The sequence below is a fragment of the Mesorhizobium erdmanii USDA 3471 genome, assembly GCF_000472705.1.
GTDB lineage: Bacteria > Pseudomonadota > Alphaproteobacteria > Rhizobiales > Rhizobiaceae > Mesorhizobium > Mesorhizobium erdmanii.
Genome location: NZ_AXAE01000013.1, coordinates 19,354 through 35,075, shown reverse-complemented (window position 1 = coordinate 35,075; position 15,722 = coordinate 19,354). Strand labels below are relative to the sequence as shown.

The window sequence follows — 15,722 nt, the reverse complement described above, 5'->3', positions numbered from 1 at the left end:
CCCTCAATCGCCCTCGTCCTCATAGCCCACCAGATGCAGCGGCCGAGCGGCAATGCCTTCCAGCTCGCACCACCGCACCAGCGCTTCCTCGCGGCCATGCGTCACCCAGACCTCCTCGGCGCCGGTCTCCTTGATGGTGGCGGTCAGTTCGTCCCAGTCGGCATGGTCCGAGATGATCAATGGCAGTTCGACGCCGCCTTGCTTGGCGCGCTGGCGGATGCGCATCCAGCCCGACGCAAAGCACGAGATCGGGTCGGGAAAGCGCCGTGCCCAGCGGTCGGCGAAGGCCGATGGCGGGCCGACGACGATGGCGCCGGCGAAATCCTGCTTGCCGCCCTCGACCGTCGCCGGCTCAAGTATCCCCAGATCGACGCCCTGGCTCTGATAGTACTCGCTGAGCCTGGCCAGCGCGCCATGGATATAGAGCGGCCTGTCATAGCCGGCGTCGCGCAACAGCCGCATCACCCGCTGTGCTTTCCCCAGCGCGTAGGCGCCGACCAAATGCGAGCGCTCGGGAAACTGTGCTGCCGACTTCAAGAGGCGGGCGATCTCTTCCGTGTCGGGTGGATGGCGAAACACCGGCAGGCCGAAGGTCGCCTCGGTGATGAACACGTCACACTGTATCGGCTCGAATGGCGCGCAGGTCGCATCCTTTCGCCTTTTGTAGTCGCCGGAGGCGACGATGCGCATGCCCTGATGTTCGACGGATATCTGGGCCGAGCCCAGCACATGGCCGGCCGGATGGAAGCTGACGCTGACACCATTGATGACGATCGTCTCGCCGAGCCGTGCTGGCTGCGTGGCGCCAGCAAAATCCTCGCCATAGCGCAGACCCATGATGTCGAGCGTCTGCGGCGTCGCCAGCACCGAGCGGTGGCCGGAACGCGCATGGTCGGAATGGCCGTGGGTGATCAGCGCCCGGTTCACCGGCCGCACCGGGTCGATGAAGAAATCGCCCGGCGGGCAATAGAGGCCTTCGGGCCGGGGATGAAGCAGGTCGCTGGCGCGCATGGTCCCCAAGATAGGATATAATTCCGCCGCGGGAAGCCTGTCGTCACAGACTGCTGACTCCCCGCAACGGACGCTCAATTCGGTTCAGCTTTCGCATCCTTTGCTTTACAGAGATGGCGGCCCGGCTGCCTTCGCCGGCGGAACCATCACCATGAAGCCGCTCCAGACCTCATCGGGCGATCTGAACGCCGATCGCCGTGCCGACTATGCCGAGATGCTGTTTGCCTCCGGCGACCATGCTGCCGCGGCCGAGTTGCTGCTTGGCGCGCTGGAATTGGCGCCGCAATGGGCGATGGGCTGGTTTCGCCTTGGCGAGATGCAGGAGGCATCAGGCAGGCTCGACCTGGCGGCGCGGGCCTGGGCCATGTCGCTGAAACTCGATCCGGCCGATCGCCAGGGCGCGGCCCTCAAATTACAGCTGATCGGCAAGGGTCCGGCTGCCGCGGCGCCGCCCAGCGCCTTTGTCGAAACGCTGTTCGACCACTATGCCGAGACGTTCGAGGAGATGCTCGTCGGCAAGCTCGACTACCGGTTGCCGCAATTCCTCGACCAGATGATTCGCAAGGCAAAGCCGGGTCGCTTCCGCCTGGCGCTCGACCTGGGTTGCGGCACAGGCCTGATGGGCGAGAGGCTGAGGCCGATCGTCGAGCGGCTGGAAGGCGTCGATATCTCGGCCAGGATGCTGAAGAAGGCGCGGGCGAAAGGCATCTATGACGCGCTCACAAAAGCCGATCTGCAGGGCTTTTCCCATCCAGGCGAAAAGCCCGATCTGGTGACGTCGGCCGATGTGCTGATCTATGTCGGCGCGCTGGAAGGCCTGTTCGGGACGGTGGCCGGCCTGCTCGTCGATGGCGGCCTGTTTGCCTTCTCCGTCGAGAGCCTGGCAAGCGGCGACTTCGCGCTGCAACCTTCCCGACGCTACGCCCATTCGGAGCCCTATGTCAGGCGGATCCTCGAGGCCAACGGGCTTTCGATTCGGGCGCTGGAGCCGACGACAATCCGGCAGGATCGCCGCGAGCCTGTCAAAGGGCTGGCCATTGTGGCACGCAAGGCTCACGCCGCTTGAAGTGGCCGGATCATCGTGCGGTGGTGCTTCCACGGCTCAGCGCTGCTGCGAAAAAGTCCGATTTGCGTGCGCGACTGATATTTGCGATCTGGTCGTATCAGGGCGGGATATCAGGAGGAGCATATCGGATGCGCTGGAACATGGTGATCTTGGCCTCTTGCCTGGCGACGGCCGGCTGCGTCGGCAATTCGATGTCCGAGCGGCAGGACGCCAACATAGAGTCGTCCCTGCAATACGACACCGTGCCATGCGATCAACTGTTGGCGCAGCGCAATGGCCTGGCGCAGCAGAACAACCTTCCGGTGACAGCAAAGCCGACCTTCTCCAATCCCGCGATGGGGTTCGGCCCGTTCACGCCCGACATCCGCTCCAAGGCGCAGCGCGACAGCGACAAGGCGTCAGGCGAGATCGATGCCATGAACCGCTCCATCGAACGCCGCGACTGCGGGAAGCCGGACAATCAGAAGAAGAAGTTTGCTCTGCCGAGTTAAAGGTTCGGCACGGCTACCGGTCGAGAAATCGCAGGTGCCAGGCTATTTCGTCGCGAGGGTACTATCGGATGAAACTCTCGGACCTTGGCGACCGCATCTGCATCCTGGGACCCTCCAACAGCGGCAAGTCGACCCTGGCCGACGCGATTGCCCGCAAGCGTGGCCTGCAGCCCGTTCACCTCGATCTGCTTTTTCATCTGCCCAACACCGACTGGGAGCCGCGTCCAAAGGACGAGTTCATTGCCTTGCACGACGCCGCAATCGCCGGCGAGCGCTGGGTGATGGATGGAAATTACTCGATCGGCATGCCGCAACGCTTTCGGCGGGCGACGGGATTGATCCTGCTCGATATCTCCACGCCGGCAAGTCTGCTGCGCTATTTCAGGCGTACCCTGTTCGAGACGGAGAGGCGCGGTGCCCTGGAAGGCGGGCGCGACAGCGTCAAATGGGACATGATCCACCACATTGCCGTGACCACGCCGAAGAACCGCAAGCGCTACCAGGCGATGTTCGAGCAGATTGATCTGCCAAAGCTGCGGCTGTCCTCACCGCGGGCGATCAAGAAGTGCTTTCGGGACTGGGACCTGGCCAGGTAGTTCCACGCTGTCCTGGGTGCTCTAATATCCCGCCTTGCGGTCCACCAGATTGTCGAGCTTTTCGCCGCGCTCGAAAGCATCCATCTGGCGCAGCATGCCCGGCGCCAGATGCATCGGATCGGAGGTCGCCGCAGCGTGCGGTGTCACGAACACCTTTGGATGGTTCCACAGCGGGCTGGTCTTCGGTAGCGGCTCGACCTCGAACACGTCGAGGCTGGCTTCCTTCAGCGTGCCGTCGTCCAGCGCCCGTATTATATCGGCGTCCTTCTGCAGGCGGCCGCGTCCGGCGTTGATCAGCACCGAGCCGCCCAGGCCATTGCGCTTGCGCAGCTCCTTCAGCACGCCATAGTTGATGATGCCTTTCGTGTCCGGCGTCAGCGGCAACAGCACGACCAGTATATCGGTGGCCTTGAGGAAGGGGATCAACCCGGCTTCGCCGGCATAGGTCGCGACGCCGTCCATCGGTCGTTCGCTGCGTGACCAGCCGTTGACCGCAAAGCCGAGTGACAGCAGCACCGAGGCCGCGGCGCGGCCGAGAGTGCCGAGCCCCATGATGCCGACGGAAATGTCGCCGGCCGGTCTCTGCTGCGGCTCGTGCCAGATCTTCTTCGGCTGTTGCTGTCGATAGAGCAGGCCCTGGCGATGATGGTCGAGCACCCGCCAGACGACATATTCGGTCATGTACTGGGTGAGGTTGTCAGCAACCACCTTGACGATCGGCACATCGGGCAAGCCGGGGTCGGCGAAGATGTGGTCGACGCCGGCGCCGATCGAAAAGATGGCGCGCAGATTGGGCAGCGACGACAACAAGTTAGGCTTCTGCTTCCACACCACCGCATAGGTGATCGACGGATCCTTGGCGCCGTCCGGCTCAAGCACCACCTCGCGCTCGGCCGACAGCAGCTCGCGCCAGCGCTGCGGATGAAAGCCGGTGACGGCAAGCAGGATGCGGCCTTTTTCCATCGCGGTTCGTCTAGTCCCTGTTTAATCACTGGCTGACAATGCCGACCGGCGCCGTCTCTATCTTGAAGGCGGCCGAGATCAGTGCCCGAGTATAGTCCGTTTGCGGGTTTTCAAAAATCTGCTGGGACGGACCGGCTTCGACAATCTGGCCATTGCGCATGACGATGACGTCATTGGCCAGCGCACGGATGACCCTGAGGTCATGGCTGATGAAGAGATAGGCGAGGTCGTGCTTGGCCTGCAGATTGCGCAGGAGGTCGACGACCTGCGCCTGCACGCTCATGTCGAGCGCCGATGTCGGCTCGTCCAGCATGACGAAGTGCGGGTTGAGCACCATGGCGCGCGCGATGGCGACGCGCTGGCGCTGGCCGCCGGAAAACTCGTGCGGATAACGGTTGCGTGTCGCCGGATCGAGGCCAACCTCGTTCAGCACGGCGACTACCTTGTCGTCGCGCTCGTCGGGAGACAGCTGCGGCTCGTGAATCCTTAGCCCTTCCTCGATGATCTCGGCGATCGACATGCGCGGGCTGAGCGAACCGAACGGATCCTGGAAGACGATCTGCAATTCGCGCCTGAGCGGCCGCATGGCGTTGAAGGTGAGTTGGTTGATGTCGCGGCCGTTGAACTGGATGGCTCCGGTCGACGAGATCATGCGCGCCAGCGCCAGGCCGAGCGTCGTCTTGCCGGAGCCCGATTCGCCGACCACGCCAAGCGTCTGGCCGGCGCGCACGGTGACATCGATGCCGTCGACCGCCTTCACATAATCGACCGTGCGCCGGAAGAAGCCCTGCTTGATCGGAAACCAGACCTTGATGTCCTTGCCGGTCATCACCGGCTTGGCATCGGCATTGGCGGCCGGCGGCTTGCCTTTCGGCTCGGCCGCCAGGAGGTGCCGCGTATAGGGATGCTGCGGGTTGGCGAAGATGTCCTTGGTTGGCCCGGTCTCGACGATTTCGCCCTTGGTCATCACGCAGACCCGGTCGGCGATCTTGCGCACGATGCCGAGATCATGGGTGATGAACAGCATCGACATGCCCTTGCGGCTCTTCAGCCCGGCGAGCAGTTCGAGGATTTGCGCCTGCACGGTGACGTCGAGCGCCGTCGTCGGCTCGTCGGCGATCAGCAGTTCCGGTTCATTGGCCAGCGCCATGGCGATCATGACGCGCTGGCGCTGGCCGCCGGACAGCTGGTGCGGATAGGCATCGAGGCGCTTCTGCGGGTCGCGGATGCCGACCTCGTTGAGCATGGCCAGGGTGCGCGCCTTGGCCGCGCGGTCGGTCATGCCCTGGTGCAGTTTCAGGATCTCGACGATCTGATGCTCGATCGTGTGCAGCGGATTGAGCGATGTCATCGGTTCCTGGAAGATCATGGTGATCTTGTTGCCGCGCACCTGTCGCAGCTGCTTCTCGCTCATGGACAGCAGATCGGCGCCCTGGAACAGGATCTTCCCCGACGGGTGGCTGGCGCTGGGGTAGGGCAGCAGCTTCAGCACCGACAGCGCCGAGACCGATTTGCCGGAGCCGGACTCGCCGACAAGCGCCACGGTCTCGCCCTTGGCGATGTCGAAGGAGATGTGGTCGACGGCTGTCGACTGGCCGCCGCCCTGGCTGAAGGCGACGCTGAGGTCCTGTACGCTGAGCAAAGGCGCTTCGCTCATTTGAACGTCTTGCGCGGATCGAAGGCGTCGCGCGTTGCCTCGCCGACAAAGACGAGCAGCGACAGCATCAGCGAGATGACGACGAAGCCGGAAATGCCCAGCCACGGCGCATTGAGGTTGCGCTGCGCCTGCTTGAGCAACTCGCCCAGCGAGGCGGACCCCGGCGGCAGGCCGAAGCCGAGATAGTCGAGCGAGGTCAGCGTCGAGATCGAGCCCGAAAGCAGGAAGGGCAGGAAGGTCAGCGTCGCCACCATCGCGTTGGGCAGCAGATGCCGGAACATGATGGTGCGGTTGGGCACGCCGAGAGCGCGGGCGGCGTTGACATATTCGAAATTGCGGGCGCGCAGGAACTCCGCCCGCACCACACCGACCAGCGCCACCCAGGAGAACAGCAGCATCAGGCCGAGCAGGATGAAGAAGCCGGGCGGCAGGATGGCGGCGACGATGAGCAGGAGATAGAGCACCGGGATCGCCGACCAGATTTCGATGAAGCGCTGGAACAAAAGATCCGTCCAGCCGCCGAAATAGCCCTGCAAGGCGCCAGCACCGACACCGATAAGAGCCGAGCCGAAGGTCAGGATCAGCCCGAACAGCACCGAAATGCGAAAGCCGTAGATGACGCGGGCCAGCACGTCGCGCGCCTGGTCGTCGGTGCCCAGCCAGTTCCAGTTGCCGACGATGCAGGCCGGGTCGGCGGCCCCTTGCGGATACTGGTTGCAGCGCATCTTGGCGTCATATTCCCACGACGGCTTGGCGGGTGCCGCTTCCGGAATGGCGTTGTTGACGGTCTGGTAGGAGTAGCGGATCGGCGGCCAGATCATCCAGCCATTGGCGTTGATCTCATCCTGGATCACCGGGTCGCGATAGTCGGTGACGGCGTAGAACCCACCGAACTTTTCCTCGGGATAGGCAACCAGCACCGGAAACAGAATCTCGCCCTTGTAGGAAACGATGATCGGCTTGTCGTTGGCGATCAATTCGGCAAACAGCGACAGCACGAACAGGACGAGGAAAATCCACAGCGACCAGTAGCCGCGTCGGTTGGCCTTGAAATTCTGCAGGCGGCGCTTGTTGAGCGGCGACAGGAATGGCCGTGGCATCCGCTCCGGCACAACGCCGGCTGTAACGCTTGCCTCCGACATCAGATGTCTCTCCGCTCGAAATCGATGCGCGGATCGACCCAGGTGTACATCAGATCGGACAGCAACCCGACGAACAGCCCAAGCAGCGAGAAGATGTAGAGATTGGCGAACACCACGGGATAGTCGCGCTCGACCACCGACCGGAAGCCGAGCAGGCCGAGGCCATCGAGCGAGAAGATGTTCTCGATCAGCAGCGAACCGGTGAAGAAGGCCGAGATGAAAGCGCCGGGGAAGCCGGCGATGACGATCAGCATGGCATTGCGGAAGACGTGGCCGTAAAGCACCTGCCGTTCGGACAGGCCCTTGGCGCGCGCCGTCACCACATATTGCTTGCGAATCTCCTCCAGGAAGGAGTTCTTGGTCAGCAACGTGGTGGTGGCGAAGGCCGACAGCACCAGCGCCGTCAGCGGCAAGGTCATGTGCCAGATATAGTCGGCGATCTTGGCCGGCCAGGACAACTGGTCCCAATTGTCCGAGACGATGCCGCGCAATGGGAACCAGTCCCAGAACGAGCCGCCGGCGAACAGCACCATCAGCATGATGCCGAACAGGAAGCCGGGAATGGCATAGCCGACGATGACGACCCCGCTGGTCCAGACGTCGAAAGGCGAGCCATCCTTCACCGCCTTGCGGATGCCGAGCGGGATGGAAATCAGATAGGACAGCAGCGTGATCCAAAGACCGATCGAGATCGACACCGGCATCTTTTCCAGGATCAGGTCGAGCACCGAGATGTCGCGGAAGTAGCTGTTGCCGAAATCGAACCTTGCATAGTTCCACAGCATCATGCCGAAGCGTTCGAGCGGCGGCTTGTCGAAGCCGAATTGCTTTTCCAGCTTCTTGATGAATTCCGGATCGAGGCCCTGCGCGCCGCGATATTTCGAGCTGACATCACCGGCGACGTCGAAGTTGGAGCCGCCCGCGTCGCCGCCGCCACCGCCGAGGCGATCGCTGCCGCCCTGATTGGTCAGCTTGGCGATGACCTGCTCGACCGGGCCGCCCGGCGCGAACTGGATGACGGCGAAGGAGATCGCCATGATGCCGAGCAGGGTCGGGATCATCAAAAGGATGCGGCGCAGTATATAGGCGCCCATCAGGCTTCCCGCCCTCTGCGGACCGATATCTCAGCCTTTGCCAATTTTTGCCGCCTTGCCCTTATCGAACCACCACAGCGCCTCGACCGGAAAGCCGAAATCGGGCTTTTGCTCGGGAAAGCCGAACATGTCCCAATAGGCGCTTCGGTGATTCGCCAGGAACCAACTAGGAATCCAATCGCACCGCGCGCGCAAGACCCGGTCGAGCGCTCGCATCGCGACCGTCAGGCTTTCACGATCTTTTGCCGCGCCCACCATGTCGATCAGCGCATCGATCGCGGGGTCTGCCACGCCCGGCAAATTGCGCGAGCCGGAGAGGTTGGCCGTCCTGGAATGGAAGAAGCCTTCGAGATCGTCACGCGTCGGTGTCGCGCTGAACGAGAAAGCAGCTGACAGCAGATCGAAATCGAAGGTCGCCTGCCTGGCCTGGTATTGTGCCGAATCCACCAGCCGGATCGTGGCATCGATGCCGATCGCCTTCATGTTGGCGACCCAGGGCGAATAGACCTGCACGAAAGTGTCGTCGTCGACCATGAATTCGGCCGAAAGCCGGCCGCCCTTGCCGCTGACAACGAAATCGCCCGACCGTTTCCAGCCGGCTGCGGCCAGAAGCTTTGCCGCCTGGCCAAGCAGCTTGCGGTCGCGACCGGAACCGTCGGATGCCGGCTGGGCCACAGCCTGGCCGAAGACCTCAGCCGGCACCTGGCTTCGCAACGGCTCGAGCAGCGCCAGCTCTTGTGTTGATGGCACACCTTCGGCGCGAAAATCCGATTTCTCGAAGCAGGATTGCGAGCGCTCGTAGGAGCCGTAGAAGAAGTTGCGCCGCGTCCATTCGAAATCGAAGCAGAGCGCGATCGCCTGGCGCACGCGAGCGTCGCGAAACTGTTCGCGCCGCTGGTTGACCGCCGTTCCCTGCATCGTCGGCCGCTTCTCGGCCGGGAATTCGTGCTTGACCACCTTGCCGGCGGTCAGCGTGGGGAAGTCGTAGGCGGTCGCCCAGACGCGCGAGGTGAATTCCTCGCGGTACGTGATTTCGCCCTTCTTGAAGGCTTCGAAGCCGGCGTTGCGATTCTGATAGAATTCAATGCGGATGCGGTCGAAATTGTTCTGGCCGCGATTGACCGGCAGATCTCGGCCCCAATAGTCCGCCACGCGGTCGTATTCGATCCATGCACCCGCCGAGAAGCGGTCGACCTTGTAGGCACCGGAGCCGAGCGGGGGATTCAACTGTGAAGAGTCGAATCGATTGGCAGTGTAAAAAGCCTTCGACAGGATCGGGAATTCCACGACGTTGAGCACGGTGCGGGCGGATTGTTTGCCGGAAAAAGTAAGCCGAAGCGTTCGGTCGTCGACGGCAACCGCCTCGGTCATATGTGTCAGTGACAGCGACAGGTCCGGGTGCCCCTTTTCCTTGTAAAGCTGGAAAGTGAAGGCGGCGTCCTGCGCCGTCAGCGGCGACCCGTCATGGAACCGGGCTTCAGGGCGGAGCGAGAAGGTGAAGCTGTTGCGATCGTCCGACAGCGTCACGCTGTCGGCAATCTGGCCATACACGGCGTCGGGCTCGTCGAGAGCGCGCACCATCAGTCCGTCGAAGCACATCTCCATGCGCGGCGGCGCGTCGCCCTTGTCGACGAAAGAGTTCAGCGTGTTGAAAGTCTGCGTGTCTTGATTGTAGCCCCAGTTCGGTGGCGAGAAATTGAAGATCCCGCCGGGTGGCGCATTGACGTTCACATAGTCGAAATGGGTGAAATCCGGTCTATATTTGAGGTCGCCGAAGGCGGAGAGCCCATGCAATTTCACACCGGTCGCAATGTCGGCAAAGGCCTTGCCGGGCAGCAAGGCGACGGCAGCGGCGGCACCGCCCAATGCCAGGAAATCGCGGCGGGGTAGGGCAGCCATCAATTGCTGCCCTTGTATTTCGCCGCCAGCGCCTTCTCTTTGTCGAGGTCGATCCACCAGGAATCGATATCGGTGCCGACATAGGCAGGCTGCTTGTCGGGGAATTTGAACTTGTCCCAATAGGCCAGCCAGACCGCCGACCGGTGATATTGTGGCACGACGTAGAAGTTCCACAGCAGCACCCGGTCGAGCGCATGGGTGGCGGCGACGAGATCCTCGCGGTCCGTGGCGAAGATGATGCGGTCGACCAGCGCATCGACGGTCGGATCCTTGATGCCCATCAGATTGCGCGAACCATGTGCGTCGGCGGCCTTCGAACTCCAGAAATCGCGCTGCTCGTTGCCGGGCGATTCCGACTGGCCGAACAGGCCCGTGACAACATCGAAATCGAAGTTGTTGACGCGGTTGATGTACTGCGTCTGGTCGATGATGCGCAGCGAGGCGTCGACGCCGATCTTGCGAAGATTGGCGATGTAGGGGCTGGCGATCACCTGGTCGGTGTCGTTCCAGCCGAGGATTTCGAACTTGAACGGCACGCCGGTCTTGGCATTGACCATCTTGCCGCCCTTGATCACCCAGCCGGCCTTGGCGAAGAGATCGACCGCCTGTTTCAGGTACTTTCGCTCAGCTTGCGGCGTGTCATAGACCGGCAGCTTGAATTCCTGGGTGAAGAGTTCGGGCGGCAGCTTGTCGCGGTATTTTTCCAGGATTTCCAGCTCCTTGCCTTGCGGCAACCCGCTCGACGCCAGTTCGGTGCCCTGGAAATAGCTCGATGTGCGGGTGTTGAAGCCGAAAAACAGGGTTCGGTTCATACTCTCGAAATCGAACGGTATGGTCAGTGCCTCGCGGACCAGCCGGTCCTGGAATAACGGCCGCCGCTGGTTGAGGACGAAGCCCTGCATCGGCTGCGGCGACTGCGTCTGGAACTCCTTCTTGATGACATCGCCGGCCTGGATAGCCGGGAAATTGTAGGCGGTCGCCCACTTGCGCGAGCTGTATTCGCGGTTGATGTCTTCCAGTCCACCCTTGGTGAAGGCCAGCCACGCGGCATTGTCGTCGAGGATGTAGGTGTATCGGCGCGTGTCGAAATTCTCGCGGCCGATCTTCACCGGCAGCTTGGCCGCCCAATAGTCCGGCACGCGTTGCCAGACGACTTCCGAGCCTGGCTTGAAGCTGGCGATCTTGTAGGCCGCCGAGCCCAGCGGAATTTCCAGCGTCCCCTTGGTGATGTCGCGCTTCCGGCCCTTGGCATCGGTGCCTTCCCACCAGTGTTTTGGCAGCACGGCGAGGTCGCCGAGGATCTTCGGCAGTTCCCGGTTGCCCTTCTGGTTGAAATGGAACTCGACCTCGCGGTCGGAGATCGCCACCGCATCGGTGACATTCTCGAAATAGCGGCTGTATTGCGGGCTGTTCGCCTTGAGCACCTGGAACGACCAGATCACGTCGTCGACGGTGATCGGCTGGCCGTCATGCCATTTCGCGCGCGGATCGAGCCGATAGGTCGCCGAGGAGTAGTCGGCGGGGTATTTGTAGGCATCGGCGATCAGCGGGTGGCTGGTGCTGCCTTCGTCGGTCGCCTGTTCCATCAGAGTGTCGTAGAGGAGACCGCCGCCGAAGCCGACAAAACCCGCGGCTGGCGATCCCTGTACGATATAGGGGTTGAAACTGTCATAGGTGCCGAGCAGCACCGAATTCAACGTGCCGCCCTTGGGCGCATTGGGGTTGACGTAGTCGTAGTGCTGAAAATTATCGCCGTATTTGGATTGGCCGATTAGCGATGAGGTGGTGCGCCACTCGTCGGCCCGGCTCGTCTGCAGCCCCGCCGCCAGCAGGGCCGCCGCCAGCAGCGACTTGAGAAGCGTTCGGCCAACCGTCATGCACTATCCTCTTCGTGAAGCTTGCCAGATCATCCGGGACGCAATCCTAGATGATTTAGCGCTCGTGAAAACCGCCATGCGCGGCTTTGTCGCCGCAGCGTGCATTTTCCCAACAAAAAAGCCGGGCTGAACCCGGCTTTTCTATGAACGCGTCGATGACAATTCGGTTATTTGGCTGGCGCGGCCGGTGCAGGTGCCGCTGGCGCGGCTGGCTTGGCAGGTGCCGCGCCGTCAGCTGGCTTGGCGGGCGCCGAGGCGGCGGCGCCTGGCGTAGGCAGCGGCTTCGGGTTGTCCGACAGCGTGCGCAGATAGGCGATGACGTTGGCGCGGTCCTCGTCCTTGGGCAGGCCGGCGAAGCCCATGGCCGTGCCCTTCACGAACTTCTTCGGCGAAGTGATGAAGTGGTTGATGTTGTCGTAGGTCCACTTCTCGGTGCCGCCCTTGGAGAATTCCTTCATGCCGGCCGAATAGGCGAAGCCTTCATGTGCGGCGACGGGACGGTCGACGAGATCCCACAGATCCGGGCCGACCTTGTTGGGGCCGCCCTTTTCGCCGGAATGGCAGGCCTGGCACTTCTTGAACACGGCGGCGCCCGCCTCGGCATTGGCGGTCTGCAAGAGATCGGCGATCGGCTTGGCTTCCGCGGCGGGTGCCGCCGGGCCGCCTTCGGCGGGCTCGGTGGCTTCGATGGCGAAGCCGGGCTTTTCAGGAGCCGGCGAGGCAAACAGCGCGTCCGACACCAGGCCGACCGAGAAGACGACGAAAACGGTTCCGAGCAATCCGGCGAGCAGTTTGTTGACTTCGTTGGAATCCATACGCCCCTTGCTCCCTTTTCCGGCGGACCGAACCGTCCACTCCGTCCGTCGGTATCGAGACCTGCCCTCCAGAGCCGGTCAAATCGGGCGGAAACTAGGTCTTTTGCTCGGGCGTTGCAACACCTATAAGGGCGCTGCCAGTGAGACCTTTTGCCACTTTCCTTGTCCTCTTTTCGAACGCCTTGCCATAGCGATGTCCACCTTGATCCTGATCCCGGCCCGCATGGCCTCGACCCGGCTGCCGGGCAAGCCGCTGGCCGACATATCCGGCGTGCCGATGATCGTCCATGTCGCCCGCCGTGCGGCAGAAGCCGGCCTCGGCCGGGTGGTGGTGGCTACCGACACCCAAAGCGTGGCCGAAGCGGTGCATGCGCATGGGTTCGAGGCGGTGATGACGCGCATCGATCACGAGTCGGGTTCCGATCGCATTCACGAGGCATTGGTCGCGCTCGACCCGCAGCGCAAGGTCGAAACGATCGTCAATGTGCAAGGCGACCTGCCGACCATCGATCCCGGCATCATCGCCGCTTCGCTGAGACCGCTCGAGGACAGGGCCGTGGATATCGCCACGCTTGGGGTCGAGATCGTCCGGGAGGAAGAAAAGACCAATTCCAACGTCGTCAAGATCATCGGTTCGCCACTGTCTGCTGCGCGGCTTCGGGCGCTCTATTTCACCCGCGCCACGGCACCTTGGGGCGAGGGGCCTCTCTATCACCATGTCGGCCTTTATGCTTACCGGCGCGCGGCGCTCGAGCGCTTCGTCGCGCTGAAGCCGTCGCCGCTGGAGCGCCGCGAGCGGCTGGAGCAGCTGCGCGCGCTGGAAGCCGGCATGCGCATCGACGCCGAGATCGTCCAGTCGCTGCCGCTTGGCGTCGACACGCCGGAAGACCTCGAGCGCGCCAGAACCATCCTTTCAAATTGAGAAATTCGAACCGAGACACTGTGAATCGAGACTTGGCCCATGCCTGAGAAAACCAACAGAATATCCTTCCAGGGCGAACCGGGCGCCAATTCCGACACCGCCTGCCGCAACGTCTATCCCGATATGGAGCCGTTGCCGTGCCCGACCTTCGAGGATGCCTTCAACGCGGTCGAGACCGGCAAGGCCGATCTCGCCATGATTCCCATCGAGAACACCATCGCCGGACGCGTCGCCGACATCCACCATCTGCTGCCCGAATCGCGGATGCACATCATCGGCGAGTATTTCCTGCCGATCCATTTCCAGCTGATGGTGCTGCCGGGCGTCAGGCGCGACGAGATCAAGACCGTGCACACGCACATCCACGCGCTTGGCCAGTGCCGCAAATACATCCGCAAGAATGGCTGGAAGGGCGTGGTTGCCGGCGATACGGCGGGTGCCGCCAGGATGGTCTCCGAGGTCAAGGATCGCACCATGGCGGCGCTGTCGCCGGCGCTGGCCGCGACGCTTTATGGGCTCGATATCATCGAGGAGAACGTCGAGGATACCGATTCCAACGTCACCCGTTTCGTCGTCCTGACCAAGAGCAAGCAGTGGGCGGAACGTCCGTCAACGGGCGTCAAGATGATGACCACCTTCATCTTCCGCGTCCGCAACGTGCCGGCCGCGCTCTACAAGGCCATGGGCGGCTTTGCCACCAACGGCATCAACATGACCAAACTGGAGAGCTACCAGCTTGGGGCTTTCACGGCGACGCTGTTCTACGCCGACATCGAGGGCCACCCCGACGATCCGCTGGTCAAGCTGGCGCTGGACGAGCTTCGCTTTTTCTCGCGCGAAGTGCGGATTCTGGGCGTCTACCCGGCCAGCGAGTCGCGGGAGCAGTGGAATGTGGCGGATTAGATCACCGCGCCCAGCGGCACATAGTCGATCTCGAGAAATTTCTCGACCTCCGGCACCCAGCGGTCGCGCACGAAGGCGACGTGGTCGGGATGGTCGTTGTATCTGGTGTAGGCGGCCTGGTCGGCGAACTCCATCGAGAAGCCGAACTGATAGTCGTTCTTGGGGCTGATCTGCCGCAGCTGTTCGAAATGAGTGACGCCCTTGATCGCGGTGAGTATCTTCTTGGCGTCGACGAGAAACCGCTTTTCCTCGATCGAATGCGGCGGGTGCTTCAGCGTGAAGACGACGGTGTGACGGATCATTTGTCTCTCCTGCAATGACTTTCAGTATCGGCTATTCGCTGTCGACCCAGGCACGGATGAGGTGATGCGCGATCGCCCCTTTCGGCGGCGTGACCAGATTGCCGGGATGCTCCCGCGCCAGCATCAGGCGCACCTCGTCGCGTAAGAACCAGCGGCAGTCTTCCAGTTCGTTGAGGTCGGCCTGGATGTCTTCGTTGAGCGGCTCGCCGAAGCAGCCGATCATCAGCGAATAGGGAAACGGCCAGGGCTGGCTGGCATGATAGACGACGCGGCCGAGCCGGATGCCAGCCTCCTCCAGCGTTTCGCGGCGCACCGCCGCCTCGATCGTCTCGCCCGGCTCGATGAAGCCGGCAAGTGCGGAATACATGCCCGGCGCGAAATGCCGCCCGCGCCCGAGCAGGCATTTCTCGCGCGTCGCCGTCAGCATGATCGCCACCGGATCGGTGCGCGGGAAATGCTCGGTGCCGCAATTCGGGCAGTGCCGCTTGTAGCCGCCGGCCCGCATTTGTGACTCGGTGCCGCATTTGCTGCAGAAACGATGGCTGGCATGCCAGGCGAGCAGGGCAGCACCTTGCGCCATCGCGCCGGCGGCCGCCTCGTCGATCAGCCCTTGCATATAGACCGACCGGTAGTCGATCGCCTTGACGGTCTCGGGCAACTCTTCGGCGTCGATCTGGACGGGCATCGCCAACACCGGCCCCTGTTCGGAAAAACCGAGCAGGACGCCCTCGGCGAAGGAAGGCTTGAACGGCTCGCTCTCGGCGGCGCCGAACCAGGGATAGAGAGTGCCGCTCGTCCCAAGCGTCAGGTGGAGCCGGCCGCCATTCATCAACAGCAGCCGCGTCGTCGGATCGGCCAGCGCCTTGTCGACCGAATCGTCGGCTCGATTCTCGGATTGCCGGTCGATCATGTTGCCGGCGAAGCCGACGAATTGGCTCGGCTCGCGCAAAGGCGCGTCAAACAGGCGGAAACTCATGCGGACCC

The 15,722-nt window shown here is 62.7% G+C and carries 15 protein-coding genes; 5 read left to right on the top strand and 10 right to left on the bottom strand.

Annotated elements, in window-relative coordinates; genetic code table 11:
• Positions 1–3: 3 nt before the first annotated feature.
• Positions 4–1,011 (bottom strand): ligase-associated DNA damage response exonuclease, encoded by a 1,008-nt coding sequence (locus A3AU_RS0109235; protein ID WP_027052546.1) that lies wholly within the window; start codon positions 1,009–1,011, stop codon positions 4–6.
• Between the two features lie 151 nt (positions 1,012–1,162).
• Here A3AU_RS0109235 and A3AU_RS0109230 point away from each other — a divergent pair, with 151 nt between their 5' ends.
• The 3 genes from A3AU_RS0109230 to A3AU_RS0109220 all read left to right on the top strand — a co-directional run bounded on the left by A3AU_RS0109230 (position 1,163) and on the right by A3AU_RS0109220 (position 3,164).
• Positions 1,163–2,077, top strand: coding sequence for a methyltransferase domain-containing protein (locus A3AU_RS0109230; RefSeq protein ID WP_027052545.1), 915 nt, complete (start codon positions 1,163–1,165; stop codon positions 2,075–2,077).
• A gap of 128 nt (positions 2,078–2,205) precedes the next feature.
• Positions 2,206–2,568: a hypothetical protein gene (locus A3AU_RS0109225; protein ID WP_027052544.1), complete on the top strand. Its 363-nt coding sequence runs from the start codon at positions 2,206–2,208 to the stop codon at positions 2,566–2,568.
• Positions 2,569–2,636: 68 nt separating this feature from the next.
• The gene (locus A3AU_RS0109220) at positions 2,637–3,164 is read left to right on the top strand and encodes a P-loop NTPase family protein (protein ID WP_027052543.1); all 528 of its coding nucleotides are present in this window, start codon (positions 2,637–2,639) and stop codon (positions 3,162–3,164) included.
• Between the two features lie 21 nt (positions 3,165–3,185).
• Here A3AU_RS0109220 and A3AU_RS0109215 read toward each other — a convergent pair whose 3' ends face one another.
• The 7 genes from A3AU_RS0109215 to A3AU_RS0109185 form a co-directional block, all read right to left on the bottom strand.
• Positions 3,186–4,127: a 2-hydroxyacid dehydrogenase gene (locus A3AU_RS0109215; RefSeq protein WP_027052542.1), complete on the bottom strand. Its 942-nt coding sequence runs from the start codon at positions 4,125–4,127 to the stop codon at positions 3,186–3,188.
• A gap of 25 nt (positions 4,128–4,152) precedes the next feature.
• A complete protein-coding gene (locus tag A3AU_RS0109210) occupies positions 4,153–5,784 on the bottom strand; it encodes an ABC transporter ATP-binding protein (protein WP_027052541.1) in 1,632 nt (543 codons plus the stop codon).
• Positions 5,781–6,926 carry an ABC transporter permease gene (locus tag A3AU_RS0109205; protein WP_027052540.1) on the bottom strand — a complete coding sequence of 382 codons (1,146 nt, stop codon included), beginning with the start codon at positions 6,924–6,926 and terminating at the stop codon, positions 5,781–5,783. The genes A3AU_RS0109210 and A3AU_RS0109205 overlap by 4 nt, the downstream gene beginning before the upstream one ends.
• Positions 6,926–8,020: a microcin C ABC transporter permease YejB gene (locus A3AU_RS0109200; protein WP_027052539.1), complete on the bottom strand. Its 1,095-nt coding sequence runs from the start codon at positions 8,018–8,020 to the stop codon at positions 6,926–6,928. Before A3AU_RS0109200 ends, A3AU_RS0109205 begins: the two co-directional genes overlap by 1 nt.
• 30 nt (positions 8,021–8,050) lie before the next feature.
• Positions 8,051–9,919, bottom strand: a complete 1,869-nt coding sequence (locus A3AU_RS0109195) for an extracellular solute-binding protein (RefSeq protein ID WP_027052538.1) — start codon at positions 9,917–9,919, stop codon at positions 8,051–8,053.
• Positions 9,919–11,796: an extracellular solute-binding protein gene (locus A3AU_RS0109190; RefSeq protein WP_027052537.1), complete on the bottom strand. Its 1,878-nt coding sequence runs from the start codon at positions 11,794–11,796 to the stop codon at positions 9,919–9,921. The genes A3AU_RS0109195 and A3AU_RS0109190 overlap by 1 nt, the downstream gene beginning before the upstream one ends.
• A 167-nt stretch (positions 11,797–11,963) precedes the next feature.
• Positions 11,964–12,611, bottom strand: a complete 648-nt coding sequence (locus A3AU_RS0109185; RefSeq protein WP_027052536.1) for a c-type cytochrome — start codon at positions 12,609–12,611, stop codon at positions 11,964–11,966.
• 193 nt (positions 12,612–12,804) lie between these two features.
• Here A3AU_RS0109185 and A3AU_RS0109180 point away from each other — a divergent pair, with 193 nt between their 5' ends.
• Positions 12,805–13,533, top strand: coding sequence for a 3-deoxy-manno-octulosonate cytidylyltransferase (locus A3AU_RS0109180; protein WP_027052535.1), 729 nt, complete (start codon positions 12,805–12,807; stop codon positions 13,531–13,533).
• A 39-nt stretch (positions 13,534–13,572) separates the two neighbouring features.
• A complete protein-coding gene (locus A3AU_RS0109175) occupies positions 13,573–14,436 on the top strand; it encodes a prephenate dehydratase (RefSeq protein WP_027052534.1) in 864 nt (287 codons plus the stop codon).
• On the opposite strand, the gene A3AU_RS0109170 is transcribed toward A3AU_RS0109175, so the two are convergent.
• Both A3AU_RS0109170 and nudC read right to left on the bottom strand, forming a co-directional pair.
• A complete protein-coding gene (locus tag A3AU_RS0109170; protein WP_027052533.1) occupies positions 14,433–14,738 on the bottom strand; it encodes a Dabb family protein in 306 nt (101 codons plus the stop codon). The genes A3AU_RS0109175 and A3AU_RS0109170 overlap by 4 nt on opposite strands.
• 31 nt (positions 14,739–14,769) lie before the next feature.
• A complete protein-coding gene (nudC, locus tag A3AU_RS0109165; protein ID WP_027052532.1) occupies positions 14,770–15,714 on the bottom strand; it encodes an NAD(+) diphosphatase in 945 nt (314 codons plus the stop codon).
• Positions 15,715–15,722 lie beyond the last annotated feature (8 nt).